The 25,973-nt window shown below is 61.6% G+C and carries 20 protein-coding genes; 9 read left to right on the top strand and 11 right to left on the bottom strand.

Features of this window, described 5'->3' with window-relative positions; all coding sequences use genetic code 11:
- Window positions 1-392 precede the first annotated feature (392 nt).
- From ccoP to ccoN, 4 genes are read right to left on the bottom strand one after another with little or no spacing between them, the layout of a single operon-like run.
- Entirely contained in the window at window positions 393-1,346 is a 954-nt protein-coding gene (gene ccoP, locus AB4O09_RS21550) for a cytochrome-c oxidase, cbb3-type subunit III (RefSeq protein WP_003199609.1), read from the bottom strand.
- Window positions 1,343-1,546 carry a cbb3-type cytochrome oxidase subunit 3 gene (locus AB4O09_RS21545; RefSeq protein ID WP_003199610.1) on the bottom strand — a complete coding sequence of 68 codons (204 nt, stop codon included), beginning with the start codon at window positions 1,544-1,546 and terminating at the stop codon, window positions 1,343-1,345. Before AB4O09_RS21545 ends, ccoP begins: the two co-directional genes overlap by 4 nt.
- Window positions 1,547-1,549: 3 nt before the next feature.
- Window positions 1,550-2,158 carry a cytochrome-c oxidase, cbb3-type subunit II gene (gene ccoO, locus AB4O09_RS21540; RefSeq protein WP_003199612.1) on the bottom strand — a complete coding sequence of 203 codons (609 nt, stop codon included), beginning with the start codon at window positions 2,156-2,158 and terminating at the stop codon, window positions 1,550-1,552.
- Between the two features lie 10 nt (window positions 2,159-2,168).
- A complete protein-coding gene (gene ccoN, locus AB4O09_RS21535; RefSeq protein WP_003199614.1) occupies window positions 2,169-3,593 on the bottom strand; it encodes a cytochrome-c oxidase, cbb3-type subunit I in 1,425 nt (474 codons plus the stop codon).
- Window positions 3,594-3,689: 96 nt separating this feature from the next.
- Here ccoN and AB4O09_RS21530 point away from each other — a divergent pair, with 96 nt between their 5' ends.
- Window positions 3,690-4,382: an alpha/beta family hydrolase gene (locus AB4O09_RS21530; protein ID WP_223528240.1), complete on the top strand. Its 693-nt coding sequence runs from the start codon at window positions 3,690-3,692 to the stop codon at window positions 4,380-4,382.
- 109 nt (window positions 4,383-4,491) lie between these two features.
- On the opposite strand, the gene AB4O09_RS21525 is transcribed toward AB4O09_RS21530, so the two are convergent.
- The 3 genes from AB4O09_RS21525 to acnA form a co-directional block, all read right to left on the bottom strand.
- Window positions 4,492-6,057: a methyl-accepting chemotaxis protein gene (locus AB4O09_RS21525; protein ID WP_003199618.1), complete on the bottom strand. Its 1,566-nt coding sequence runs from the start codon at window positions 6,055-6,057 to the stop codon at window positions 4,492-4,494.
- 86 nt (window positions 6,058-6,143) lie between these two features.
- Window positions 6,144-6,932, bottom strand: a complete 789-nt coding sequence (locus AB4O09_RS21520) for a CPBP family intramembrane glutamic endopeptidase (RefSeq protein WP_053162184.1) — start codon at window positions 6,930-6,932, stop codon at window positions 6,144-6,146.
- Window positions 6,933-7,257: 325 nt separating this feature from the next.
- The gene (gene acnA, locus AB4O09_RS21515) at window positions 7,258-9,999 is read right to left on the bottom strand and encodes an aconitate hydratase AcnA (protein WP_027912672.1); all 2,742 of its coding nucleotides are present in this window, start codon (window positions 9,997-9,999) and stop codon (window positions 7,258-7,260) included.
- 172 nt (window positions 10,000-10,171) lie between these two features.
- On the opposite strand from acnA, the gene rlmM reads away from it, so the two are divergent.
- Complete coding sequence (gene rlmM / locus AB4O09_RS21510; RefSeq protein WP_013692619.1) at window positions 10,172-11,260, top strand: 23S rRNA (cytidine(2498)-2'-O)-methyltransferase RlmM; 1,089 nt, start codon at window positions 10,172-10,174, stop codon at window positions 11,258-11,260.
- Window positions 11,261-11,404: 144 nt separating this feature from the next.
- The gene (tusA, locus tag AB4O09_RS21505; protein ID WP_003183455.1) at window positions 11,405-11,656 is read left to right on the top strand and encodes a sulfurtransferase TusA; all 252 of its coding nucleotides are present in this window, start codon (window positions 11,405-11,407) and stop codon (window positions 11,654-11,656) included.
- Here tusA and AB4O09_RS21500 read toward each other — a convergent pair.
- Window positions 11,653-13,056 (bottom strand): MATE family efflux transporter, encoded by a 1,404-nt coding sequence (locus tag AB4O09_RS21500; RefSeq protein WP_003199625.1) that lies wholly within the window; start codon window positions 13,054-13,056, stop codon window positions 11,653-11,655. The genes tusA and AB4O09_RS21500 overlap by 4 nt on opposite strands.
- Window positions 13,057-13,350: 294 nt before the next feature.
- On the opposite strand from AB4O09_RS21500, the gene pdxB reads away from it, so the two are divergent.
- Window positions 13,351-14,505, top strand: coding sequence for a 4-phosphoerythronate dehydrogenase PdxB (gene pdxB / locus AB4O09_RS21495; RefSeq protein ID WP_038856437.1), 1,155 nt, complete (start codon window positions 13,351-13,353; stop codon window positions 14,503-14,505).
- 120 nt (window positions 14,506-14,625) lie between these two features.
- On the opposite strand, the gene AB4O09_RS21490 is transcribed toward pdxB, so the two are convergent.
- Window positions 14,626-14,805 (bottom strand): PA1571 family protein, encoded by a 180-nt coding sequence (locus tag AB4O09_RS21490; RefSeq protein ID WP_003199629.1) that lies wholly within the window; start codon window positions 14,803-14,805, stop codon window positions 14,626-14,628.
- 249 nt (window positions 14,806-15,054) lie between these two features.
- Here AB4O09_RS21490 and AB4O09_RS21485 point away from each other — a divergent pair, with 249 nt between their 5' ends.
- The gene (locus AB4O09_RS21485) at window positions 15,055-16,836 is read left to right on the top strand and encodes an ABC transporter transmembrane domain-containing protein (RefSeq protein ID WP_013692620.1); all 1,782 of its coding nucleotides are present in this window, start codon (window positions 15,055-15,057) and stop codon (window positions 16,834-16,836) included.
- Window positions 16,837-16,925: 89 nt separating this feature from the next.
- Here AB4O09_RS21485 and AB4O09_RS21480 read toward each other — a convergent pair whose 3' ends face one another.
- Complete coding sequence (locus tag AB4O09_RS21480) at window positions 16,926-18,854, bottom strand: transglycosylase SLT domain-containing protein (RefSeq protein WP_003199632.1); 1,929 nt, start codon at window positions 18,852-18,854, stop codon at window positions 16,926-16,928.
- 214 nt (window positions 18,855-19,068) lie between these two features.
- On the opposite strand from AB4O09_RS21480, the gene AB4O09_RS21475 reads away from it, so the two are divergent.
- A complete protein-coding gene (locus AB4O09_RS21475) occupies window positions 19,069-20,988 on the top strand; it encodes an ATP-binding cassette domain-containing protein (protein ID WP_003199634.1) in 1,920 nt (639 codons plus the stop codon).
- A 125-nt stretch (window positions 20,989-21,113) separates the two neighbouring features.
- On the opposite strand, the gene AB4O09_RS21470 is transcribed toward AB4O09_RS21475, so the two are convergent.
- Window positions 21,114-21,554, bottom strand: a complete 441-nt coding sequence (locus AB4O09_RS21470; RefSeq protein WP_003199636.1) for a universal stress protein — start codon at window positions 21,552-21,554, stop codon at window positions 21,114-21,116.
- Between the two features lie 102 nt (window positions 21,555-21,656).
- On the opposite strand from AB4O09_RS21470, the gene AB4O09_RS21465 reads away from it, so the two are divergent.
- From AB4O09_RS21465 to fadA, 3 genes are all read left to right on the top strand, one after another.
- Window positions 21,657-22,094, top strand: a complete 438-nt coding sequence (locus AB4O09_RS21465) for a hypothetical protein (protein WP_003199638.1) — start codon at window positions 21,657-21,659, stop codon at window positions 22,092-22,094.
- Window positions 22,095-22,581: 487 nt separating this feature from the next.
- Complete coding sequence (fadB, locus tag AB4O09_RS21460; RefSeq protein WP_003199641.1) at window positions 22,582-24,729, top strand: fatty acid oxidation complex subunit alpha FadB; 2,148 nt, start codon at window positions 22,582-22,584, stop codon at window positions 24,727-24,729.
- Window positions 24,730-24,759: 30 nt separating this feature from the next.
- Window positions 24,760-25,935, top strand: coding sequence for an acetyl-CoA C-acyltransferase FadA (gene fadA / locus AB4O09_RS21455; protein WP_003199643.1), 1,176 nt, complete (start codon window positions 24,760-24,762; stop codon window positions 25,933-25,935).
- Window positions 25,936-25,973: the final 38 nt, after the last annotated feature.

Here is a 25,973-nt window from a genome sequence, read left to right as displayed (position 1 = left end):
CTGGGTCAATGCTTTCCAAAGCTGATTCTGCGGCCTTTCCATGTTCCTTGTAGGGACAAAAATGGCCCACGGCAAAATGTCGCAACGAAGGAATGAGGCGAGGGGGTCAGGTCGGTTGTAACGGGGTGTGTTCAAACACAGCGTTCGGGTGATGCCAGGCAACTGTCGCAACAGCCGGTATTCACCTGCCTTTGCGGCCTTTTTGACGAACGATTGTCGAACGCATCGGGTCGGGTCGACCTGAAACCGGCAGTCGCCAGCGCACGCAAAGGCAAGCTTAGACCCGATTCCGGGGAACCGAAAGAAAGACTATGGGAGGGTGCGACAATGCGTCGCGCAGGGACACGGAGCAGCCGCATCCAGACGGATGCGGCTGTTCACGCGGTCAAGATTTATTCGCTTTTGTGTTCGGCTTGCAGGCGCTCGGCACCGGCGGTGTGGGACAGACTGTAGACGTAGGCGGCCAGCAGCTGCACCTTGTCATTGCCCAGCAACTCATTCTGCGCTGGCATGTGGCCCTGGCGACCATGGCGAATGGTCTGCTGCAACTGTGCCAGGCTGGTGCCGTAGATGAAGCCGGCCGGTTTCGTCAGGTTCGGCGCGCCCATGGCTTCGGTTCCCTGGCCGTTGGCGCCGTGGCAGGCGACACAGGTGGTGCTGAAGGCCTGTTGGCCGGCTTGCAGGTCGGCACCACTGTCCGCCGGCAGAGGCAGACCGGCCAAATCGTGGCGTACGTACGCGGCCACGTTCTTGACCCCGGCCTCTCCCAGCACTTCACCCCAGGCCGGCATCGCCGCCATGCGGCCGCCCATGATGGTGGTCTTGATGGTGTCGGCAGCGCCGCCCCAGCGCCAGTTGCTGTCGACCAGGTTCGGGAAGCCGAAGGCACCCTTGGCGTCCGAACCGTGGCAGACCGAGCAGTTGGAGGCGAACAGGCGGCCACCCATCTTCAAGGCTTGTGGGTCCTTGGCCACTTCCTCCACGGGCATGGCGGCGAATTTGGCGAAGATCGGCCCGAACTTGGCGTCGGCCTTGGCCATTTCCTTTTCCCATTCATGGGCGCCGGTCCAGCCGTTCTCGTAGCCTGGCAGGATGCCTTTCCAGTTGCCCAGGCCCGGATAGAGGACCAGGTAGCCGACGGAAAACACCAGGGTGCCGGCGAACAACAGGAACCACCACTGCGGCAGCGGGTTGTCGTACTCCTCGATGCCGTCGAAGCTGTGGCCCATGGTCTGGTCGACGCTGCCCTTGGTCTCGCCCTTGCGAGTGCCGATCAGCAACCAAGTCAGGCCGATGAGGCTGCCGATGGTCAGTACGCAGATCCACGTACTCCAGAAGGTGGTCATGGCCGGGTACTCCTTGTTGCAGGGTCTTGGGGGGTGGCGATGTCGGCAGGTGGCTCGTCGGCGAACGGCAGCAGGCGCGCTTCGGCGAACTCTGGACGACGTTTGCTGCTGAATACCCACAGGGTCAGGCCGATGAAGGCGATGAACACCACGACCGTGCCCAGGCCGCGGATCATTCCAGTACTCATTTCAAGAACCATGGCTCACCTCTTGCTCTTGATGGCAGTGCCGAGCACTTGCAGGTAGGCCACCAGCGCGTCCATTTCGGTCTTGCCCTTGAGCGAGGCCGTCGCGCCTGCGATGTCGTCATCGGTATACGGCACGCCCAGGGTGCGCATGGCGCGCAGCTTGCCTTCGGTGTGGCTGCTGTCTACCGCGTGGGTCACCAGCCACGGGTAGGCCGGCATTTTCGACTCGGGCACGACGTTGCGCGGGTTGTACAAGTGGGCGCGGTGCCAATCATCGGAGTAGCGCGCGCCGACCCGTGCCAGGTCCGGCCCGGTGCGCTTGGAGCCCCACAGGAATGGATGGTCCCAGACGCTTTCGCCGGCGACGGAGTAGTGGCCGTAGCGCTCGGTCTCGGCGCGGAACGGACGGATCATCTGCGAGTGGCAGCCGACGCAGCCTTCACGGATGTAGATGTCGCGGCCTTCCAGTTGCAGGGCGGTGTAGGGCTTCATGCCGTCTACCGGTTTATTGGTCACGTCCTGGAAGAACAGCGGCACGATCTGGGTCAGGCCGCCAATGCTCACGGCCAGGACCATCAGCAGCATCAGCAGGCCGACGTTTTTTTCGATTGTTTCGTGTTTCATGGTGGACTCCTCAGGCCATCTGCGCGGCAGCGGCGGCTTCGGCAGGCTGGTAGGCCCGCACGGTGCGCCAGGTGTTGTAGGCCATCAGCAGCATGCCGAGGAGGAAGATCGACCCGCCCGCCAGCCGCACGACGAAGCCTGGGTGGCTGGCCACCAGGGTTTCGACGAAGGAGTAGGTGAGCGTGCCGTCCTCGTTCACCGCACGCCACATCAGGCCCTGGGCGATGCCGTTGACCCACATCGAGGCGATGTAGAGCACGGTGCCGATGGTTGCGAGCCAGAAGTGCGCGTTGATCAGGCCGATGCTGTGCATCTGTGGCCGGCCGAAGACTTTCGGGATCATGTGGTACAGCGCGCCGATGGAAATCATTGCCACCCAGCCGAGCGCGCCGGCATGTACGTGGCCGATGGTCCAGTCGGTGTAGTGGGAGAGGGCGTTGACGGTCTTGATCGCCATCATCGGACCTTCGAAGGTCGACATGCCGTAGAACGCCAGGGACACTACCAGGAACCGCAGGATCGGGTCGCTGCGCAGCTTATGCCAGGCGCCCGACAGGGTCATCATGCCGTTGATCATGCCGCCCCAGCTTGGCGCCAGCAGGATCAGCGACATCACCATACCCAGCGACTGTGCCCAGTCCGGCAGCGCGGTGTAGTGCAGGTGGTGGGGACCTGCCCAGATGTACAGGGTGATCAGCGCCCAGAAGTGCACGATGGACAAGCGATAGGAATACACCGGGCGCTCGGCCTGCTTCGGCACGAAGTAGTACATCATCCCCAGGAAGCCTGCGGTGAGGAAGAAGCCCACGGCGTTGTGGCCGTACCACCATTGCACCATCGCGTCCGTGGCCCCGGCGTACACCGAGTAGGACTTGGTGAAGCTCACTGGCAGTTCCAGGTTGTTGACGATGTGCAGGATCGCCACGGTCAGGATGAACCCGCCGAAGAACCAGTTACCGACGTAGATGTGCTTGGTGTTGCGCTTGGCCACGGTGCCGAAGAACACGATGGCGTAGGCCACCCAGACGATGGTGATCAGGATGTCGATCGGCCATTCCAGCTCGGCGTATTCCTTGGAACTGGTGTAGCCCAGTGGCAGGCTGATGGCCGCCAGCAGGATCACCAGTTGCCAGCCCCAGAAGCAGAACGCGGCGATTTTCGGCGCGAACAGCTGCGTCTGGCAGGTGCGTTGCACCGAATAGAACGAACTGGCGAACAGGGCGCAACCGCCGAAAGCGAAGATCACTGCGTTGGTGTGCAGTGGGCGCAGGCGGCCGAAGCTGGTCCATGGCAAATCGAAGTTGAGTTGTGGCCAGACCAATTGGGCGGCGAGAAAAACCCCGAGCCCCATGCCGACGATGCCCCACACCACCGTCATAATGGCGAATTGGCGGACCACCTTGTAGTTGTAGGCGGTACTGATAGAAGTGTTCATGGTTCCCCATCCACGGTTCAGCCGAAGTGAGCGCCTGCGCAAGGCAGTGCGGCGTTCTTCGCCTGGAGTTATAGGCAGACTAAAAGCGAGGTCAGCATGGACAAACAGCACAAGGCCAGTATTGACGGGGATCAATGGGCGCGATGTGTAGCCGAACATGGCTGGTTATGGACAGCCGGACAATCGGTCGCTGGCGCCAAGGCGCCAACCCTGATCCTGGCCCATGGTGCCGGTGCGCCAATGGACAGTGGCTTTATGGAGGAAATGGCCGCGCGCCTTGCCGCGCATGGTGTCAACGTGTTGCGTTTCGAGTTTCCCTACATGGCCCAACGGCGCCGGGACGGGAGCAAGCGTCCGCCCAACCCGGCACCTAAGCTGCTGGAATGCTGGCGGGAGGTGTACACCACGGTGCGGCCTTATGTCGCTGGGCGGCTGGCGGTGGGGGGCAAGTCCATGGGCGGGCGCATGGCGAGCCTGCTGGCCGATGAGTTGGGCGCCGATGCGCTGGTGTGCCTGGGGTATCCCTTCTATGCGGTGGGCAAGCCGGAGAAACCACGGGTCGAGCACCTGGCGGCGTTGAAAACCCGGACCATGATCGTCCAGGGCGAGCGCGATGCGCTGGGCAATCGGGAGGCGGTGCAGGGCTACACCTTGTCACCGAGCATCGAGGTGTTGTGGTTGGTGGCGGGGGATCATGACCTCAAGCCGCTGAAGGCTTCGGGGTTCAGTCATGAGCAGCATCTGGAGGCGGCGGCGCAGAGAGTGGCCGGGTTTCTTCTTCAGAAATGATGATGCTGTTGCCGGCCTTATCGCGAGCTTGCTCGCGATAGCGATCTATCAGGCAACAAAAAACCCGGAAGCTTTCGCTGTCCGGGTTTTTTGATCAAGCCAACATCTATCAGCGATTAAACCGCTCCACCAACGAATACTGCGTGTTGGCCGTGCGGGTCAGCTCTTCGCTCAGCAGCGCCGAGCTGTGAGCCTGGCCAGAGGTCTGGTCGGCGAGAGCCGAGATGTTGCTGATGTTGCGGCTGATCTCCTCGGCCACTGAGCTTTGCTCCTCGGTGGCGGCGGCGATCTGGGTGGTCATGTCGGTGATGTGGGCCACCGCTTCGCTGATCCCCACCAGCGCCTCGTCCGCTTCCATGACCCGGGCCACGCCTTCTTCGGCCTGGCGATGACCAGCGTCCATGGTCTGCACGGCGTTGGTGGCGGTCTGCTGGAGCTTGGCGATCAGGGCGTGGATCTGCCCGGTGGATTCGCTGGTGCGTTGTGCCAGTTGCCGCACTTCGTCAGCCACCACGGCAAAACCACGGCCCATCTCCCCGGCACGGGCCGCTTCGATGGCGGCGTTGAGGGCCAGCAGGTTGGTCTGGTCGGCGATGCCTTTGATCACGTCTACCACGCCACCGATCTCGTCGCTGTCCTTGGCCAACTGGGTCACGGTCTGCCCGGTTTCGCCGACCACCACCGACAGGCGCTCGATGGCTTCGCGGGTTTCGCCGGCGATGTCGCGGCCGCGGCTGGTCAGGCGGTTGGCTTCCTGGGTGGCATCGGCGGTGCGCTGCACGTGGCTGGCGACTTCCTGGGTCGTTGCGGCCATCTGGTTGACGGCCGTGGCGACCTGTTCGGTTTCCACCCGCTGGCGCTCCAGACCGCTGGAACTGTCATGGGCCAGGGTGTTGGACTGGCGAGCCTGGTCGTTAAGGTGCTCGGCGGTGTCCTGCAGGCGGGTCAGGCAGGTTTTCAGGCGCGCCTCCTGGCTGAGGATCGACATCTCCAGGCGTGCCTGGACGCCGCGGCTGTCGGTGTACATCCGGGCGATCAGCGGGTCGGACGTGGTCTGTTCGGCCAGGCGCAGCAGGCGCTTGATCCCGCGTTGCTGCCATTGCAGGCCCATCAGCCCCAAGGGCACCGCCAGCACGGCCGCCAGGGCAAAGCCCCAGGAGGAATCCAGGAACGCGCCGACGACGAAACTCAACTGGCTGACCAGGATAAACGGTAGCCAGTCCTGCAGCATGGGCACCCATTTGTCGCTGCCCGGAACCGCGGACTTGCCTTGGTTGATGCGTTGATAAAGCGCTTCGGCCCGGGCGATCTGTTCGGCGGAGGGCTTGACCCGCACCGATTCGTAGCCGACCACCTGATTGCCCTCGAACACAGGCGTGACATAGGCGTTGACCCAGTAATGGTCGCCGTTCTTGCTGCGATTCTTGACGATGCCCATCCATGGCAAGCCTTGTTTCAGCGTACCCCACATGTGTGCGAACACCGCGGATGGGACGTCGGGATGGCGCACGAGATTGTGCGGCGAACGAATCAGTTCTTCCTTCGAATACCCGCTGATGTCAACGAATGCGTCGTTGCAGTAGGTGATCACGCCCTTGGCGTCGGTGGTCGAAATCAATCGTTGCTGGGCCGGGAAGGTCCTTTCGCGTTGTGTGACGGGTTGGTTGTTACGCATGTGTGTAGATCCGCAAGGCTTTGAAAGGCTATGAAAGGTTGTCGGCGGTGTCAGGTTTAAATTGAAGTTATTTTTGCCTGTCGCTATCACGCCAGCATCGGGTAGGTAAATAGGGCGAAATGAAGCAGATTGAGGAGAAAATGCGTGGCAATCGCCGCACCCAGGCCGCCAAAACGATATGCCAGGCCGTAGCCGACCCCCGCCAGGCCCGACAGCAGCACCCATTGCCAACCTGCGCCAGCGTGTACCAGGCCGAACAGCAGCGAGGTCAGGAGCAGCGCCAGGTTGTTGCCGTAACTCAGGTGTTTGAAGCGCTGGCTCAAGCCTCCCTGAATGTAGCCGCGAAACAGCGCTTCCTCCACGAGCGTCACCAATAAAAGATTATTGAACACCCACAGCCAGGCGTGCTCCGGCCACTTTGGTGCCCAGTGGATCATGCCCAGCAGCATCGCCCCGCCGAGGGCCAGCACCGCGCTCAGCGCCAGACCCAGGGCCGTGGCATAGACCGACAGGCGCAACGAGCGCCGACCGACGATCCAGGGGCAGGCCAGCAGCAGCCAGAATCCGATCAGGGGCTTGTCCTGGTTGAGGTACATGGCAAATGGCGCCGCGTCGTCGGTCAAGCGTTGCGCGGGGATCACCCGCCCGTTGAAGAAGCCGGGCATCCAATGCAAGGCCAACGCCAGGGCCATTACCACAAATAGAATGTGACCGAGAAACCGGCCGATTGGCATGGGTTGCTGGCGAACGGCATACCCGGCGAACAGCAATAGCGCGACTGAGATGAGGGCGGTCCAGGCCAACTGACCGTAAGCCAGGGCCAGGCCATAGCCGATGGCGAGCATGGCCAGGTAGGGCCAAGGTAAAGCGGGCATATAACATCCTTTTAGACGGTAGAGCTTTGGGCGAAAGTGGCCGCCGCGTCTATGACGCCGCCAGGTCGCGCAAAGAACACGTTTTGTATCCATGCAGGTTCATGCGTAGGAGGGTGCAAGCCGTTGGCTGACTCTGTTCCGTGAGTGCCGACGGGATTATAGGCAGGCTCGTGCAAAAACGCCGCCTGTTAAAACGCTAATGACGGTCAGGCAGCCGCAGAACCTGTGGGAGCGAGCTTGCTCGCGATAGAGGCTTGTCAGTCAACATCGATGTTGGCTGTTCTATCGCTATCGCGAGCAAGCTCGCACACAGGGGCACTTATCTTTAACTGGCAATCAATTGCCGCAACACATAGTGAAGGATCCCGCCGGCCTTGAAATATTCCACTTCATTCAAGGTATCGATCCGGCACAACACTTCGATTCGCTCCTGGCTGCCGTCCTCGCGGGTAATGACCAGGGGCAGGTTCATGCGCGGCGTCAGTTCGACGTTGTTGAGCCCGAGGATGTCCAGGGTTTCCTTGCCCGTGAGGTTCAGGCTCTTGCGGTTCTGGTCGAGCTTGAACTGCAACGGCAGCACGCCCATGCCCACCAGGTTGGAGCGATGGATACGCTCGAAGCTTTCGGCGATCACCGCCTTGACCCCCAGCAGGTTCGTGCCCTTGGCTGCCCAGTCCCGGCTCGACCCGGTGCCATATTCCTGGCCGGCGATCACCACCAATGGCGTGCCCGCGGCCTGGTACCGCATGGCGGCGTCGTAGATCGGCATTCGTTCACCACTGGGAATGTAGATCGTGTTGCCGCCTTCTTCGCCGTCGAGCATTTCGTTGCGAATGCGGATATTGGCGAAGGTGCCGCGCATCATCACCTGGTGGTTGCCGCGCCTGGACCCGTAGGAGTTGAAGTCTCGCGGCTCCACGCCTTGTTCGCGCAGGTAGCGACCGGCCGGGCTGTCCGCCTTGATATTGCCAGCCGGGGAGATGTGGTCGGTGGTCACCGAGTCTCCCAGCAGGGCCAGGACCCGGGCGCCTTCGACGTTCCTGACAGCCGGTGGCGGCCCGTCGATGTCGTCGAAGAACGGCGGGTGCTGGATGTAGGTCGAGTCGTCCTGCCAGACGTAAGTCGCCGCTTGCGGCACTTCGATGGCCTGCCATTGCTCGTCACCGGCAAACACGGCGGCGTATTCCTTGTGGAACATGCTGGTGTTGACCTGGGCCACGGCGGCGGCCACTTCCTGGCTGCTGGGCCAGATGTCCCGCAGGTACACCGGCTTGCCGTCCCGGTCGTTGCCCAGCGGCTCGCTACTGATATCGATACGCACCGTGCCGGCCAGGGCATAGGCGACCACCAGTGGCGGCGAGGCCAGCCAGTTGGTCTTCACCAGTGGATGCACCCGGCCTTCGAAGTTGCGGTTGCCTGACAATACCGAGGCCACCGTCAGGTCGGCTTTCTGGATGGCTTTTTCGATGGGCTCCGGCAATGGTCCGGAGTTGCCGATGCAGGTGGTGCAACCATAGCCCACCAAGTCGAAACCAAGTTTATCCAGGTACTCGGTCAGGCCGGCCGCCTTGTAGTAGTCGGTGACCACCTTGGAGCCCGGCGCCAGGGAACTCTTGACCCAAGGCTTGCGGGTCAGGCCTTTCTCCACGGCTTTTTTCGCCAGCAGCCCGGCGGCCATCATCACGCTGGGGTTGGAGGTGTTGGTGCACGAAGTAATGGCGGCAATCACCACCGCGCCGTTTTTCAGGCGATGGGTGTGGCCTTCGAATTCATATTCGGCTTCGCCCACCTGATCGGCATTGCCCACCGCGACGCCACCGCCACCTTCACTTTCCAGGCGACCTTCTTCTTTGCTGGTGGGTTTGACCTGCAACCCCAGGAAGTCGCTGAAAGCCTGGCCGACATTCGGCAACGAGACCCGGTCCTGCGGGCGTTTCGGTCCGGCGAGGCTGGCTTCGACGCTGCTCATGTCCAGCTCCAGGGTGTCGGTGAACACCGGTTCCTGGCCGGGCAAGCGCCACAGGCCCTGGGCCTTGCAATAGGCCTCGACCAATTTCACCGTTTCCGCTGGGCGTCCCGACAGGCGCAAGTAATCCAGGGTCACATCGTCCACCGGGAAGAAACCGCAGGTGGCGCCATATTCCGGGGCCATGTTGGCGATGGTGGCGCGGTCGGCCAGGGGCAGGTCGGCAAGGCCGTCGCCATAGAACTCGACGAATTTGCCCACCACGCCTTTCTTGCGCAGCATCTGCGTGACGGTCAGCACCAGGTCGGTGGCAGTGATGCCTTCGCGCAGCTTGCCGATGAGTTTGAAGCCGATGACCTCGGGAATCAGCATCGACACCGGTTGGCCGAGCATGGCGGCTTCCGCCTCGATCCCGCCGACGCCCCAGCCCAGCACGCCGAGGCCATTGATCATGGTGGTGTGGGAGTCGGTGCCCACCAGGGTGTCGGGGAACGCGTAGGTGCGACCGTCTTCCTCTTTGGTCCACACGGTGCGGCCCAGGTATTCGAGGTTGACCTGATGGCAGATGCCAGTGCCCGGCGGCACCACGCTGAAGTTGTCGAAAGCGCTCTGGCCCCAACGCAGGAAGGCGTAGCGTTCGCCGTTGCGTTGCATTTCGATGTCGACGTTCTGCTCGAACGCCTGGCTGCTGGCGAATTTGTCCACCATCACCGAGTGGTCGATCACCAGGTCCACCGGCGACAGCGGGTTGATCCGCTGGGGATCGCCGCCGGCCTTTTCCACGGCGGCGCGCATGGCGGCCAGGTCGACCACGGCGGGGACGCCGGTGAAGTCTTGCATCAACACCCGGGCGGGGCGGTATTGAATCTCGCGGTCGGAACGGCGCTCCTTGAGCCACCCGGCCAGGGCCTTGAGGTCGGTGCCGGTGACGGTTTTTTCATCTTCCCAGCGCAGCAGGTTTTCCAGCAGTACCTTCAACGACATGGGCAGTTTGTCCAGGTCGCCCAGGCTTCGGGCGGCATCCGGCAGGCTGAAGTAGTGGTAGGTCCTGGCGTCGACTTGCAGTGTTTTAAGGGTTTTCAGGCTATCGAGGGACGGCATTGAAATCACTCCTTTGAGTCCGCACGGCTACGGACTGACGGAACGGACAGAGCCTTTAACCTAGCCCTGTTTTGAGCGTATGACTAATCACTGGACTCTATGGGCAGGTTCGCGGTTCCGAACTCCGCTATCATGCGGCGGTTTTCGTGACAGGCTTTGCTACGGAGTTTCAATGAACACGCTTTTCATGCACTGCCGGCCAGGCTTCGAAGGCGAGGTCTGTTCCGAGATCGCCGAACACGCGGCCCGGCTCAACGTGGCCGGCTACGCCAAGGCCAAACCGGCCAGTGCCTGCGCTGAATTTGTCTGCACCGAAGACGACGGCGCCGAGCGGCTGATGGGCGGCCAGCGTTTCGCCGAACTGATTTTTCCGCGCCAGTGGGCGCGCGGTACGTTCATCGATTTGCCGGAAACCGATCGCATCAGCGTCATCCTGGCCCACATGGCCGCTTTCCCGACCTGTGGCAGCCTGTGGCTGGAAGTGGTGGATACCAACGACGGCAAGGAACTGTCGAACTTCTGCAAAAAATTCGAAGGCCCGTTGCGCAAGGCGCTGATTGGCGCCGGCAAGCTGGTGGACGACTCGCGCAAGCCGCGCCTGCTGCTGACTTTCAAGAGTGGCCGCGAAGTGTTCCTGGGCCTGGCCGAATCCGATAACTCGGCGATGTGGCCCATGGGCATTCCCCGCCTGAAGTTTCCCCGGGAAGCGCCGAGTCGTTCCACCCTCAAGCTTGAAGAGGCCTGGCACCATTTCATTCCCCGGGATCAGTGGGACGAGCGCCTGCACAGCGACATGACCGGCGTGGACCTCGGCGCCGCGCCGGGTGGCTGGACCTGGCAACTGGTCAACCGGGGCATGCTGGTGACCGCCATCGACAATGGCCCGATGGCCGAAAGCCTGATGGACACCGGCCTGGTGCAGCATCTGATGGCAGACGGCTTCACGTTCAAGCCCAAGCAGCCGGTGGACTGGATGGTCTGCGATATCGTCGAGAAACCGGCACGCAACGCGGCGATGCTGGAAGAGTGGATTGGCGAAGGGCATTGCCGCGAGGCCGTGGTCAACCTCAAGCTGCCGATGAAACAGCGTTATGCCGAGGTCAAGCGCCTGCTCGAGCGCATCGCCGAGGGGTTCAAGACTCGGGGGATCAAGGTCGAGATCGGTTGCAAGCAGCTGTACCACGACCGCGAGGAAGTGACGTGCCATCTGCGGCGGTTGGACACGAAAAAGCCCCGTGGGAGCAAAGCTTGCTCGCGATGAACGATGACGCGGTCCGGAGATCGAGGTGCCTGCATCGCGGGCAAGCCTTGCTCCCATAGTCTTGCTCTCACATGTTTGCCGCCCCACAGGCTTTGCTCAGAACCGACATTGCGCGACAATGCCGGCCAGTTTCAGGAGTAGAACATGAGTGAAATGAACGACACGCCGGTCGACGGCACGCTGGATGCCACGGGGCTCAATTGCCCGGAACCGGTGATGATGCTGCACCAGCACATCCGCGACCTGGCCCCCGGTGGCCTGCTGAAAGTCATCGCCACCGACCCCTCGACTCGCCGCGACATCCCCAAGTTTTGCGTGTTCCTGGACCACGAACTGGTGGCCCAGCAGGAGGAAGCGGGCACTTACCTCTACTGGATCCGCAAGAAACTCGCTTAATCCGTCGAGCGGCTGATGCGGATCTGCTTGCGCGCGCTGCGTGCCAGGCGGATCGACAGCATCAGCGCCGCGCAGCTCAAGCCCACGATCAGGCCTTGCCACAATCCGCTCGGGCCGCTGGCGGCACCGAGCCAGTCGGTCAGGCCCAGGGCGTAACCCACCGGCAGGCCGATGCCCCAATAGGCGAACAGGGTCAGGATCATCGTTACCCGGGTGTCCTGGAAGCCGCGCAACGCGCCTGCCGCCGTGACCTGGATCGCATCGGAAAACTGAAACAGCGCCGCGTAGACGATCAGCATCGAAGCCACGTCGATCACCACCGGATCGGCGGTATAGATCGCCGCGATAGGCCCGCGCAGCGCGAACATCAGGCTCGCCGACAGGCAGGCGTACGCCAGGGCCGTGCCCATGCCCACACCAGCGGCGAAGCGCGCTTCGCGAGGCTGACGACGACCCAGGGCCTGGCCGACCCGCACCGTGACGGCCATGCCCAGGGAGTAGGGGATCATGAACACCAGGGAGCTGAAGTTCAGCGCGATCTGGTGCCCGGCCACCACCGTGGCACCGAGGCTGCCGATCAGCAGCGCGATCACCGCGAAAATGCTCGATTCGGCGAACACCGCAATGCCAATCGGCAAGCCGATGCCCAGCAGGCGCTTGATGACCGCCCATTGCGGCCAGTCGAAACGGCTGAACAGCCGGCTCGACTGATAGGCCGGTGCCCAGCGGGCCCACCCGGCCATGCCCAGGGCCATGACCCACATCACGATGGCCGTGGCCCAGCCGCAACCGACGCCGCCCATGGCGGGCACGCCGAGGTGCCCATAGATGAAGATGTAATTGAGCGGAATGTTCAGCGCCAGCCCACACAGCCCCAGCACCATCGCTGGCCGCGTGCGTCCCAGGCCGTCGCTGAAGCAGCGCAGTACGTGATACAGCGCCACGGCCGGCAGGCCCGTGCCGATGCCCCGCAGGTATTCCATGCATGGGCCAATCAGTTCGGGGTCGACATTCATGATGTGCAGGATCGGTTCGGCGCTGAACAGCGCCAGTGTGGCGATCAACCCCACCACCAATGCCAGCCACAGCGCCTGGCGCACCAGCGGCCCGATCTCGTCGAACGTACCGGCGCCGAAGCGCTGGGCAACTTTCGGGGTGGTCGCCAGCAATGTGCCGGTCATCAACAGGAACACCGGCACCCAGATCGAGTTGCCCAGGGCCACGGCGGCCAGGTCCCGCGGGCCAACCCGACCGGCCATCACCGCATCGACAAACCCCATGGCGGTGGTTGCCAGTTGCGCCACCATGATCGGCAAGGCCAGGGCCAGCAAGGTCCTGAGTTCAAGACGAACCCGGGCCGGGCGGGAGAGGGTGGTGGGGGTATCGATTGCAGGGTTCACAGGGAAAGCGTCCGAAAAGATTAAGCGCAAGGCGGCGAATTCTACGCTTTGACACAGTGGTCAGGAAAAATCCTGTGTTGTGGATTTGTAATCGTTTTTTCAGTTTTCGAGCACCTGTGGGAGCAAGGCTTGCCCGCGATGAAGATGATGCGGTCTGCCGAGGAACCGAGGCGCCGGCATCGCGAGCAAGCTTTGCTCCCACATACATTCCCTCGCCACAACATCATTCGCTCCGGGTAATGCACAGGCCCAACGGAACGCCTACACTGCCCCTCCCGCCAAAGGAGCTTTGCCATGCTGATCGTCGCCGACGAAAACATCCCCCTGCTTGATGCATTTTTCCAAGGATTCGGCGAAATCCGCCGGGTGCCGGGCCGGGGGATCGACCGGACGATGGTCGAGCAAGCCGATGTGCTACTGGTGCGTTCGGTCAGCCAGGTCAATCGGGCGCTGCTGGAAGGCAGCAAGGTGCGCTTCGTCGGCACCTGCACCATCGGCACCGATCACCTGGACCTGGACTATCTTGCCGAGGCTGGTATCCGCTGGGCCAGCGCGCCGGGCTGCAATGCCCGTGGCGTGGTGGACTATGTGCTGGGCAGCCTGATGACCCTGGCAGAAATCGAAGGCGCGCAACTTGAGCAACGAACCTTCGGTGTGATCGGCGCGGGCCAGGTGGGCGGGCGGTTGATCGAGGTGCTCAAGGGGCTGGGCTGGACCGTGAAGGTCTGCGATCCGCCGCGTCAGGTCGCCGAAGGGGGCGACTATGTGAGCCTGGAGCAGATCATCGAGCAGTGCGATGTGATCAGCCTGCACACACCGTTGACCCGCGACGGCGAGCAACCGACCTGGCACCTGTTCGACGAAGCGCGTCTGAACCAGCTCAAGCCCGGGACCTGGCTGATCAACGCGGCCCGCGGCCCGGTGATCGACAATGCTGCGCTACGTGAAGTGTTGCTGGAACGCGAAGACCTGCAAGCGGTGCTGGATGTCTGGGAGCAGGAGCCCACCGTGGATGTGGACCTGGCCGATTTGTGCGTGATCGCCACCCCGCACATTGCCGGTTACAGTCTCGATGGCCGCCAGCGTGGCACCGCCCAGATCTACCAGGCCTTGTGCGCTTTCATGGAGCGGCCGGTTGAAGTCAGCCTCAGCGACCTGTTGCCTCGGCCTTGGCTGGGTGGCATCACCCTGGATGCCGCAACCGACCCGGCCTGGGCCTTGGCGGCGCTGTGCCGGAGCGTGTACGACCCCCGTGGTGACGACGCGAACTTTCGCCGCAGCCTGGTGGGCACAGTCGGCGAACAACGCAGCGCGTTCGACGCCTTGCGCAAGCACTACCCACCACGGCGGGAAATCGACAGCCTGAAGGTTGGTATCGAGGGGCAGTCGGCGGCCTTGCAACAGATAGTGACAGCGCTGGGTTGTGGGAGCAAAGCTTGCTCGCGATGAACGATGACGCGGTCAGGGGACCGAGGTGCCTGCATCGCGGGCAAGCCTTGCTCCCACAACGTTTCTCGCAGGCATAAAAAACCCGACATCAAGGTCGGGTCCAATTGAAGACGGGCTGTATCACTTTTGTTCGGCAGGCTTGACCAGTCGTTTTTCCAGCTCGCTGCAGGCTTTCTGGATCATGTCTTCGGTGATCGGTACTTCGCGCCCTTGGGCATCGATGAACGAGCAGCCCAGAGACTGGTCCGGTTGCGTGCGGATTACTTGAATCTTGTCGTCGCTGCTGTGTTGCAAGGACATGGCCTGTCTCCTCATCAGGTTGTGTGCCTACTTTAATGTCGCCAGGTGACCGAGCCATGACACTCCTTGTAGGTTCATGGCGACACCTCCACTCAATCAGAAACATAGTTGCGTTTCCAGCCAGACTTTAGACCGATAACATCTAGCCTCTAGTCGTTGTGGTCATATTTAACCTGACTCATTCTGATTCAATTTGGTTCCGCTACGCTTTGGCGTCGCTGGCCGGCCTTTTTCCTGCTGCATTATCGGATGCCCTTGATGCTTTCTTCCCGACATCGCCGTGCCATACGCCTGGCCAGCGGCTTCATCGCCCCTTACCGCAAACAGGTCGTCGGCGCCTTGCTGGCCCTGATTGTCACCGCCGGTATTACCTTGTCCATGGGCCAAGGCATCCGGTTGCTGGTGGATCAGGGCTTCATGACCCGCTCACCGCACCTGCTCAATCAATCCATCGGCCTGTTCATGGTACTGGTGGTGGGGTTGGCGATCGGTACGTTTTCACGTTTTTACCTGGTGTCCTGGATCGGCGAGCGGGTGGTGGCCGATATCCGGCGGCAGGTCTTCAACCATCTGGTGTACTTGCACCCCGGTTTCTACGAAAACAACCGCAGTTCGGAAATCCAGTCGCGGCTGACCGCCGATACGACCTTGCTGCAATCGGTGATCGGTTCGTCGCTGTCGTTGTTTTTGCGCAACGCCTTGATGGTGGTAGGCGGCATCGTGCTGCTGTTCATCACCAATCCCAAGTTGACCAGCATCGTGGTGATTGCCCTGCCGCTGGTATTGGCACCGATCCTGGTCTTTGGTCGTCGGGTGCGCAGCTTGTCGCGCCAGAGCCAGGACCGGATTGCCGACGTCGGCAGCTACGTCTCCGAAACCCTTGGGCAGATCAAGACCGTGCAGGCCTACAACCACCAGGTCCAGGACGAACAACGATTCTCCGTGACGGTGGAACAGGCTTTCGACACTGCCCGCAAGCGCATCGCCCAGCGGGCCTGGCTGATCACCCTGGTGATCGTGCTGGTGCTGGGCGCGGTGGGGGTGATGCTCTGGGTCGGCGGCATGGATGTGATCGCCGGGCGGATTTCCGGCGGTGAGCTGGCGGCATTCGTGTTCTACAGCCTGATCGTCGGCAGTGCCTTCGGCACCCTGAGCGAGGTGATCGGCGAGCTGCAACGGGCGGCGGGTGCGGCAGAGCGCATTGCCGAGTTGCTGCGTTCGGAGAACATTATCCAGCCGCCGGCTTCAGGTCTTGTCACGTTGCCGGAGCGGGTCCGGGGCGACCTGCGCCTCGAAGGCGTGCGTTTTTCCTATCCCTCCCGGCCTGACAGCTATGCGGTCGACGGCCTCGACCTGACTATCAAGGCCGGTGAGACCCTGGCCCTGGTCGGGCCTTCCGGTGCGGGCAAGTCAACGGTGTATGACCTGCTGCTGCGTTTCTACGATCCGGTGCAAGGGCAGATACTGATCGACGACGTGCCGTTGACTCAACTTGATCCGTTGGACCTGCGCCGTCACTTCGCCCTGGTTTCACAAAATCCGGCACTGTTTTTCGGCACGGTCGAAGAGAACATCCGCTACGGCAACCCTGGCGCAACGTCCGAGCAGGTGCGTGAGGCCGCGCAGATTGCCCACGCCCACGATTTCATCGAAAAAATGCCCGACGGCTACCAGACCCACCTGGGTGACGGTGGTCTCGGGTTATCCGGCGGTCAACGCCAACGCCTGGCCATCGCCCGGGCGTTGCTGGTGGACGCGCCGATCCTGCTGCTGGACGAAGCCACCAGCGCCCTCGATGCGCAAAGCGAACACCTGATCCAGCAAGCCCTGCCCAACCTGATGAAAAACCGCACGACCCTGGTCATCGCCCACCGCCTGGCCACGGTGAAAAACGCTGACCGGATCGCGGTGATGGATCAAGGCAAGGTGGTTGCGGTGGGCACTCACCAGGAGCTGGTTGCCAGCAATGCGCTGTATGCGCGGCTGGCGGCGTTGCAGTTCAATGTGGGGTTGGAGGCGGCAACCGACTAAGTATGGTCCCTTGTGGGAGCGAGCAAAAAAAAGCCCGCATCTTTCGATGCGGGCATTTTTTTCTCCTCAGGAACCGCTTTTGCTAATAATCACTGATCATCGAAATACCGCTCATGCCAATCCACCAGCGGTTGCGGCGAGTTGAGTTTCTGGCCGTAGATCACCGAGTACGACAATACGTTCTGCACGTATTGGCGGGTTTCGTCGAACGGGATGCTTTCGACCCAGACGTCGAAGCTCAAGTGGTCGGCGCCGCGCAGCCACTGGCGCACGCGACCGGGGCCGGCGTTGTAGGCCGCCGAGGCCAGGACGCGGTTGCCGTTGAACTGGCTGTGAACCTGGCTCAGGTACGCCGCGCCCAACTGGATGTTCTTGTCCGGGTTCAACACTTGCTGTGGTGAGGCCAGGGGAATGCTGAACTTGCGCGCGGTTTCCTTGGCGGTGCCAGGCATCAGTTGCATCAGGCCGGCGGCACCGACGCCGGAACGGGCGTCGTCCATGAAGGCGCTTTCCTGGCGGGTAATGGCGAACGCCCAGCTTGGATGCAGGCCGCGGATCTTGGCTTCGCGCACCAGGGTGTCGCGGTGGGCCATCGGGAAGCGGATGTCCAGGTCGTCCCAGTACTTGGCCTGGCTGATGGTGCGAATGGCCGGGAAATACCACTTCAGGTCATACGCCAGTTTGGCCTGGGCGACCATTTCGTCGCGGTTGAAATGACGGCTGACGTGATACCACTCGCGGCGCCCGTCGACGATGTCCCCACGGGCATGAAATTCCAGCGCCCGACGCACGCCAGGGGTGTTGCGCACTTTGTTGATCAGCGCCTGGCTCATCACCAGCGGCTTGTTGACTAGCGAGTACGGTGACTGGGAACGATCGGCAGCCAGGAAACCATAGAAATCCCGTTCACGGGCCAGGTGCTTGTAGAGCGCCAGCGCTTCGGGGTTCTGCGGCTGCGCCAGTTCCAGCGTGCGGGCTTGCCAGTACCTCCAGCGATTGGTGCTCGACAGCGACTCGGGCAGGCGACGGGTCAGTTGGTAGGCGTCGTCCCAGCGGGCCAGGCGCAGCAGCAGGCGCAAGCGCCATTCCGAAACGGTGTCATCGCGCAGTTCCGGGTCGTATTTCGTCATCACGTCCAAGGCCCGGCTGTCGAAGCGCTTGGCCAGGGTCAGGCCGATTTCCCGGGCAATCGCAACTTTTTCATCACGGGAAAAATGCATGGTACTGGCGTAGCCGTCCAGCAGTGCCATGGCCTTTTCCGGATCCTGGCGGGCCAGGCGACGCAGGCCGAGGCTGACGATATCGGACATCGGCTCATCGGCCGGGATGAAGCGCGAGGGCTGGTTGAGCAACTCGGGCTTTTGCGCCACGTCCACCAGCAGCTTGCCGCGGGGGGCGAGGGTGGTCAGGCCGCTGACCAGGCTGTTGGCCAGCGGGTAGTTGCGGGCCTGGGCCGCCAGTTTTGTGCGTTCCCAGCGTTTCTGTTCGGTCAACTGGCCCTGGGAGGCCCATAGACCGAACAAGGCATCGCACGCCTGGGGCTGGGATTTACCGGAGAGCCACAGCTTTTCGGTATTGGCATAGCCTTCGGCCTTCAAGCCATGGCTGAGCTGGTACTGGGCGTTAAGGCAGTCCAGTTCGGTGAAATTGAGCTTGGGATCGTAATACTTGACGAAGGTCTCCCAGTCGCCGCGTTCGGTCAGCCAACGCAGCCAGCGCAATTTCATCCAGTTGGCCTGGGGCAGGTCACCATGTTCGGCGAGGAACTTCTCGATTTCGGCGTTGCTGGCGCTCTTGAGGCGAGCGGTCAATTCGTCGTAGGCCAGATAGGGTTCCAGCGGATAATCACGCAGGGCCTGGCTGTAGCGAAAGTAAGGGCCGGAATCACCCTTGGCCAAGGCGCGCTTGGCCTCGTCGTAATATTGGCGTTGAGTGGAGATATCCACCGCCTGCGCGGATTGAACGGCAGTGGCACATACAAAAAGACACGATAAAACACTTAAAAGGCGACTGCGCATGAGACGTCCGGGCATAAAAAAACATGACAAGCCCAAGGGGTAACCCAGGGTAACTGTCTGTAGCTTAGCCTTTTGCCAGCAGCCGGCGAAAGCTTTGCAGGGCCGTCGGTGCAAGTTCGCAACATTTGTTATGCAGAGTGCTTCGGTGGCGAAATTGGCGGAACCTTGAGGCCTCATCTCAGGTAGAATGCGCGCCCGGTTTTTGGAGAAGCTCATGACCCTGCTCAAATTCAGCGATGTGTCCCTTGCTTTCGGCGCTATGCCGTTGTTGGACAAGGTGTCCTGGCAGATCGCCCGTGGTGAGCGGGTGTGCATCATCGGCCGCAACGGCACTGGCAAGTCCAGCATGATGAAGCTGGTCAAGGGCGATCAAAAGCCCGATGACGGCTCGGTCTGGCGCGCGCCAGGCCTGAAAATCGGCGAATTGCCCCAGGAACTGCCGGTGGCCGACGAGCGGACCGTATTCGATGTGGTCGCCGAAGGCCTGGACGGTGTCGGCGCGCTGTTGGCCGAGTACCACCACCTGAGCCAGAACATCGTCACCGATGCCGACCTGGACAAGTTGATGCACGTGCAGCACGACCTTGAAGCCCGAGACGGCTGGCGTCTGCAGCAACTGGTCGACAGCACCCTGAGCCGCCTGCAATTGCCGGCCGACAAGACCCTGGCCGAGTTGTCCGGCGGCTGGCGTCGTCGCGTCCTGCTGGCCCAGGCCCTCGTGTCCGAGCCGGACCTGCTGCTGCTCGACGAACCGACCAACCACCTGGACATCGGCGCCATCGCCTGGCTTGAAGAAGCCTTGAAGGACTTCCAGGGTGCGGTGCTGTTCATCACCCACGACCGTTCCTTCCTGCAAAACCTGGCGACCCGCATCCTTGAACTGGACCGTGGCGGCCTGATCGACTGGAACGGCGACTACGCCAGCTTCCTGGTGCACAAGGAAGCGGCGCTGGCGGCGGAAGAAACCGCTAACGCGTTGTTCGATAAGAAACTGGCCCAGGAAGAAGTCTGGATTCGCCAGGGTATCAAGGCGCGTCGCACCCGCAACGAAGGCCGTGTGCGGGCGCTCAAGGCCTTGCGCATGGAGCGCAGTGAACGTCGCGAGCGCACCGGCAAGGCCAACATCCAGCTGGATACCGCTGACAAGTCCGGCAAGCAGGTGATGGTCCTTGAGAACGTGAGTTTCGCGCACCCGGGCGGCCCGTTCCTGATCAAGGACTTCTCCATGGTGCTGCAGCGTGGCGATCGCATCGGCCTGCTGGGTGCCAACGGTACCGGCAAGACCACCTTGCTCAAGCTGATGCTCGGTGGCCTGGTGCCGACCAATGGCAAGGTGGAAGAGGGCACGAAGATCGACGTCGCCTACTTTGACCAGTTGCGCCATCAGTTGGACCTGGAAAAGACCGTGATCGACAACGTCGCCGAAGGCCGCGATTTCATCGACATCGATGGCCAGAGCCGCCATGTGCTGAGCTACCTTGGCGATTTCCTGTTCAGCCCCCAGCGTGCCCGTACGCCGGTCAAGGCGCTGTCGGGTGGCGAGCGCGCCCGTCTGTTGCTGGCCAAGTTGTTCAGCAAGCCGGCGAACCTGCTGGTGCTCGACGAACCGACCAACGACCTGGACGTGGAAACCCTTGAGTTGCTGGAAGAGGTGTTGCTGACCTTCAACGGCACCGTGCTGATGGTCAGCCACGACCGGGCATTCCTCGACAACGTGGTCACCAGCACCCTGGTGTTCGAAGGCGAAGGCCTGGTGCGTGAATACGTCGGTGGCTATCAGGACTGGCTGCGCCAGGGCGGCTCGCCGCGTCTGCTGGGAGTAACCGAAAGCAAGTCTGGCAAGGCCGACCTGAATTCGGCCGTGGTCAAGGCCGAGCCAGCCCCGGTAGCTGCCGCGGCGACCCCGGCACCGGCCAAGAAAAAACTCAGCTACAAGCTGCAGCGTGAGCTGGAGGCGCTGCCGGGTGACATCGACGCGAAGGAACAGCAGATCGCCGCGGTGGAAGCCGAGATGGCTGACGCCGGCTTCTACCAGCGACCTGCTGCCGAAACCGCCAAGGTCATCGCGCATCTGGAGCAGTTGCAGGTCGAGCTGGACGCACTGGTCGAGCGCTGGGCTGAACTGGACGCTTGATCTGCTGTTGAAAAAAAATCCCGGAATTCAGCAATGAACGCCGGGATTTCTATTTGAGACGCTATTCCCCTGTAGGGGTGAGCCTGTGGGAGCAAAGCTTGCTCCCACAAGGTCAGGGTCTGGGGTTATGTGCGCTTGACCAGATGTACCGCCAGCACATCGCAAGGCGCGCCATGCAGCACGTCGTTGGCGGTCGAGCCCAGCAACAGCGCCAGGCCGTGGCGACCATGGCTGCCGACCACAATCAGGTCGCAGCCCTGTTCCTTGGCCAGGTGATGGATCTCCTGGCGCGGCTGGCCGTAGGTCAGGTGGCTGAATTCCTTCTTCAGGGCAGGGTATTTCACGATCAGTCGGTCAAGGCGTTCCTTGGCCTGGTCGAATTGCTGCTGCTGCAATTGGGAAAGGTCCATGGGCACGTCGCCGCCGAAGGCCATGGCCATCGGTTCGACGATATGCACCAGCGACAGCTTGGTGTCCCGGCTTTCGCAAAGGGCGAGGGCGCGCTTGACGACCGGATCGCATTCTTCAGTGAGGTCGACGGCGACCAGAACGTGTTCGTAGTACATGGAAAGCACTCCAGAGAATTGCGATACGGTAAGTATGGCTGGTTTCAAGCGCATTGACGGCGACGTGGCTCAATGGGCTCATCAGAATTCGGGAGTACGAATATGACGGTCTGGATAGTGGTGTCAATCCTGTTGGTGGTGTTAAGTCCACTGGCATGGTTGCGTCCGTCCCGTGTTCAGAGCGGTCGCATGGCCCTGCGCATGGAAGCACGACGCCTGGGCCTGGCCATGCAGCTGGCGCCGCAGGAGTGGCCGCACTGGCTCGGCCAGCAGCCGCCAAACCCCTGCGCCCAGTACCACCGGCCCCGGCGTGGCAAGGAACCGGCGGTCTGGAGCTATTGGCAGACTGCGCCAGGCGTCTGGGTCAACCAGTGGCGAGAAGTCTGCCAGGATGAGTCCCTGCTCAATCATTTCGAAAAATTGCCGGCCAACGTCTACAAGGTCGAAGCCGATCGGCAAATGATCGCCTTGTACTGGGGCGAGAAGGGCGAAGCGACTGTTTTGCAAGATATTTGCGCGGTGCTCAAGGCGCTGGCCTGAGGCATAAAAAAGCCCGACAGTCTCATCGGGCGGGTTGGCCAGGCAGGCCGGTAATCAATCTCGTGTCAGGACGTGCGTTCGTAACGTCCTTTGTTCCCAATTTTCAATCGCGTCCCGACAGCGTAGACGGCTGGATCCGATATGTCTGGAATTAGGGCGATTTTTCTAATTATTGATCCTATGAATAGCTGCTCATGCGGCGCCGTGTTGCGGATCCGTACGGTACGGAAATGACCGAGAAGTCGCGTTCACGCCTATGTTTAGGGCGATTGACAATTGTCGGAAATTCCGTGAAGGTGACGTACCCAAATCAAACGGGCGTATGAATTGAGCGTTTGTATTTTCAGAATGCTCCTACAGACCCCGACTATCGCGTTGACGGGTGTGCCTGGCGGATTGGCGTAGCATCGACGGTAAACGTCAATGCCGAACCAGTGGTCAGCGTTCAACGTGTACTGTTCAGCTTCCATATCGTGGAGATCAGTTGATGATTTACGAAGGTAAAGCCATCACGGTTAAGGCTCTTGAAAGTGGCATCGTCGAATTGAAATTCGACCTCAAGGGTGAGTCCGTCAACAAGTTCAACCGTCTAACCCTGAATGAATTGCGTCAGGCCGTGGACACTATCAAGGCAGATGCTTCGATCAAGGGTGTGATCGTCAGCAGCGGCAAGGACGTGTTCATCGTCGGTGCCGACATCACCGAATTCGTCGACAACTTCAAGCTGCCCGATGCCGAACTGATCGCTGGCAACCTCGAAGCCAACCGTATTTTCAGCGACTTCGAAGACCTCAACGTACCGACCGTCGTGGCCATCAACGGCATCGCCCTGGGTGGCGGCCTGGAAATGTGCCTGGCGGCGGATTACCGCGTCATGTCCACCACGGCCAAGATCGGCCTGCCGGAAGTCAAGCTGGGCATCTACCCAGGCTTCGGCGGCACCGTGCGCCTGCCGCGCCTGATCGGTGCCGACAACGCCATCGAGTGGATTGCCGCCGGCAAGGAAAACCGTGCTGAAGACGCGCTGAAGGTCGGTGCCGTGGATGCCGTGGTCGAACCTGGCAAGCTCCAGGAAGCGGCCCTTGAAACCATCAAGCGCGCCATCAGCGGCGAGTTCGACTACAAGGCCAAGCGTCAGCCGAAGCTGGAAAAGCTCAAGCTCAACGCCATCGAACAAATGATGGCCTTCGAAACCGCCAAGGGTTTCGTGGCCGGTCAGGCAGGCCCGAACTACCCAGCGCCGGTCGAAGCGATCAAGACTATCCAGAAAGCCGCGAACTTCGGTCGTGACAAGGCTCTGGAAGTCGAAGCCGCCGGCTTCGTCAAGCTGGCCAAGACCTCGGCTGCGCAAAGCCTGATCGGTCTGTTCCTCAATGACCAGGAACTGAAGAAAAAGGCCAAGGCCTACGACGAAATCGCCAGTGACGTGAAGCAGGCCGCCGTGCTCGGCGCCGGCATCATGGGTGGCGGTATCGCCTACCAGTCGGCGTCCAAAGGTACGCCGATCCTGATGAAGGACATCAACGAACACGGGATCGAGCAAGGCCTGGCCGAAGCCGCCAAGCTGCTGGTCGGCCGTGTCGACAAAGGTCGCATGACCGCTGCGAAGATGGCCGAAGTGCTCAACGGCATTCGTCCGACCCTGTCCTACGGCGATTTCGGCCATGTCGACCTGGTGGTCGAAGCCGTTGTCGAGAACCCGAAGGTCAAGCAGGCGGTACTGGCTGAAGTCGAAGACAAGGTCAAAGAGGACACCATCCTGGCCTCGAACACCTCGACCATCTCCATTTCGCTGCTGGCCAAGGCCCTCAAGCGTCCGGAGAACTTCGTCGGCATGCACTTCTTCAACCCGGTGCACATGATGCCGCTGGTGGAAGTGATCCGTGGCGAGAAGTCCAGCGAACACGCCGTTGCTACCACCGTGGCCTACGCCAAGAAAATGGGCAAGAACCCGATCGTCGTCAACGACTGCCCGGGCTTTTTGGTCAACCGCGTGCTGTTCCCGTACTTTGGCGGTTTCGCCAAGCTGGTCAGCGCCGGTGTGGACTTCGTGCGCATCGACAAGATCATGGAAAAATTCGGCTGGCCGATGGGCCCGGCGTACCTGATGGACGTGGTCGGCATCGACACCGGCCACCACGGTCGCGACGTCATGGCCGAAGGCTTCCCGGACCGCATGAAGGACGACCGTCGTTCGGCCGTCGACGTGCTCTACGAAGCCAAGCGCCTGGGCCAGAAGAACGGCAAGGGCTTCTACGCCTATGAGACCGACAAGCGCGGCAAGCAGAAGAAAGTTGCCGACTCGTCGGTTCTGGAAGTGCTCAAGCCGATCGTCTACGAGCAGCGCGAAGTCACCGACGAGGACATCATCAACTGGATGATGATCCCGCTGTGCCTCGAAACCGTGCGTTGCCTGGAAGACGGCATTGTCGAAACCGCCGCCGAAGCCGACATGGGTCTGGTCTACGGTATCGGTTTCCCTCCATTCCGTGGCGGTGCGCTGCGCTACATCGATTCGATCGGTGTCGCCGAGTTCGTTGCCCTGGCTGACCAGTACGCTGATTTGGGCGCGCTGTACCACCCGACCGCGAAGCTGCGTGAAATGGCCAAGAACGGCCAGAGCTTCTTCGGTTAAGCGCCCAACGACTAGAGCGAGAGAACATTTATGAGCTTGAATCCTAGAGACGTCGTGATTGTCGACTTCGGTCGTACGCCGATGGGCCGCTCCAAGGGCGGCATGCACCGCAACACCCGCGCCGAAGACATGTCGGCGCACCTGATCAGCAAACTGCTGGAGCGCAACGTCAAGGTCGACCCCAACGAAGTCGAAGACGTGATCTGGGGCTGTGTGAACCAGACCCTGGAGCAGGGCTGGAACATCGCCCGCATGGCCTCGCTGATGACCCAGATTCCTCACACGGCGGCGGGCCAGACCGTCAGCCGCCTGTGCGGTTCGTCCATGAGCGCACTGCACACCGCCGCCCAGGCGATCATGACCGGCAACGGTGACGTGTTCGTCGTCGGTGGTGTCGAGCACATGGGCCACGTGAGCATGATGCACGGCGTCGATCCGAACCCGCACATGTCGCTGTACGCGGCGAAAGCCTCGGGCATGATGGGCCTGACAGCGGAAATGCTTGGCAAAATGCACGGCATCACCCGCGAACAGCAGGACGCCTTTGGCGTGCGCTCCCACCAGCTCGCCCACAAGGCGACCGTGGAAGGCAAGTTCAAGGATGAGATCATCCCGATGCAGGGCTACGACGAGAACGGTTTCCTGAAGCTGTTCGACTTCGACGAAACCATTCGTCCGGAAACCACCCTGGAAAGCCTGGCGGCCCTCAAGCCGGCATTCAATCCGAAGGGCGGCACCGTGACAGCCGGTACCTCGTCGCAGATCACCGATGGTGCCTCGTGCATGATCGTGATGTCGGCCCAACGTGCCCAGGACCTGGGTATCCAGCCGATGGCGGTGATTCGTTCGATGGCCGTGGCGGGTGTGGATCCGGCGATCATGGGCTATGGTCCAGTACCGGCCACGCAGAAAGCCTTGAAGCGCGCAGGCCTGGGTATTGCCGATATCGACTTCTTCGAACTCAACGAAGCTTTCGCCGCACAGGCCCTGCCAGTGCTGAAAGATTTGAAAGTGCTCGACAAGATGAACGAGAAGGTTAACCTGCACGGCGGCGCGATCGCCCTGGGTCACCCGTTCGGTTGCTCCGGTGCGCGTATCTCCGGCACGCTGCTCAACGTCATGAAGCAGAATGGCGGCACCTTTGGTGTGTCCACCATGTGCATTGGCCTCGGCCAGGGCATTGCCACTGTCTTCGAACGCGTCTAAGCGTTGCGTTGATGGAAGCCGGGGCCAAGTGCCCCGGT

The sequence above is a fragment of the Pseudomonas sp. H1_F01 genome, from assembly GCF_054681425.1.
This window is presented reverse-complemented; position numbering and strand designations above follow the sequence as displayed.

Bases quoted from the DNA above. Each gene is read 5' to 3' on its own strand.
- tusA (WP_003183455.1), top strand. From the start codon at position 11,405: ATGAGTGAAATGAACGACACGCCGGTCGACGGCACGCTGGATGCCACG.
- fadA (WP_003199643.1), top strand. From the start codon at position 24,760: ATGAGCTTGAATCCTAGAGACGTCGTGATTGTCGACTTCGGTCGTACG.
- AB4O09_RS21480 (WP_003199632.1), bottom strand. From the start codon at position 18,854: ATGCGCAGTCGCCTTTTAAGTGTTTTATCGTGTCTTTTTGTATGTGCC.
- AB4O09_RS21545 (WP_003199610.1), bottom strand. From the start codon at position 1,546: ATGGTTCTTGAAATGAGTACTGGAATGATCCGCGGCCTGGGCACGGTC.
- AB4O09_RS21475 (WP_003199634.1), top strand. From the start codon at position 19,069: ATGACCCTGCTCAAATTCAGCGATGTGTCCCTTGCTTTCGGCGCTATG.
- AB4O09_RS21470 (WP_003199636.1), bottom strand. From the start codon at position 21,554: ATGTACTACGAACACGTTCTGGTCGCCGTCGACCTCACTGAAGAATGC.
- AB4O09_RS21490 (WP_003199629.1), bottom strand. From the start codon at position 14,805: ATGTCCTTGCAACACAGCAGCGACGACAAGATTCAAGTAATCCGCACG.
- ccoN (WP_003199614.1), bottom strand. From the start codon at position 3,593: ATGAACACTTCTATCAGTACCGCCTACAACTACAAGGTGGTCCGCCAA.
- ccoP (WP_003199609.1), bottom strand. From the start codon at position 1,346: ATGACCACCTTCTGGAGTACGTGGATCTGCGTACTGACCATCGGCAGC.
- fadB (WP_003199641.1), top strand. From the start codon at position 22,582: ATGATTTACGAAGGTAAAGCCATCACGGTTAAGGCTCTTGAAAGTGGC.
- AB4O09_RS21525 (WP_003199618.1), bottom strand. From the start codon at position 6,057: ATGCGTAACAACCAACCCGTCACACAACGCGAAAGGACCTTCCCGGCC.
- pdxB (WP_038856437.1), top strand. From the start codon at position 13,351: ATGCTGATCGTCGCCGACGAAAACATCCCCCTGCTTGATGCATTTTTC.
- AB4O09_RS21520 (WP_053162184.1), bottom strand. From the start codon at position 6,932: ATGCCCGCTTTACCTTGGCCCTACCTGGCCATGCTCGCCATCGGCTAT.
- rlmM (WP_013692619.1), top strand. From the start codon at position 10,172: ATGAACACGCTTTTCATGCACTGCCGGCCAGGCTTCGAAGGCGAGGTC.
- acnA (WP_027912672.1), bottom strand. From the start codon at position 9,999: ATGCCGTCCCTCGATAGCCTGAAAACCCTTAAAACACTGCAAGTCGAC.
- ccoO (WP_003199612.1), bottom strand. From the start codon at position 2,158: ATGAAACACGAAACAATCGAAAAAAACGTCGGCCTGCTGATGCTGCTG.
- AB4O09_RS21485 (WP_013692620.1), top strand. From the start codon at position 15,055: ATGCCCTTGATGCTTTCTTCCCGACATCGCCGTGCCATACGCCTGGCC.
- AB4O09_RS21465 (WP_003199638.1), top strand. From the start codon at position 21,657: ATGACGGTCTGGATAGTGGTGTCAATCCTGTTGGTGGTGTTAAGTCCA.
- AB4O09_RS21530 (WP_223528240.1), top strand. From the start codon at position 3,690: ATGGACAAACAGCACAAGGCCAGTATTGACGGGGATCAATGGGCGCGA.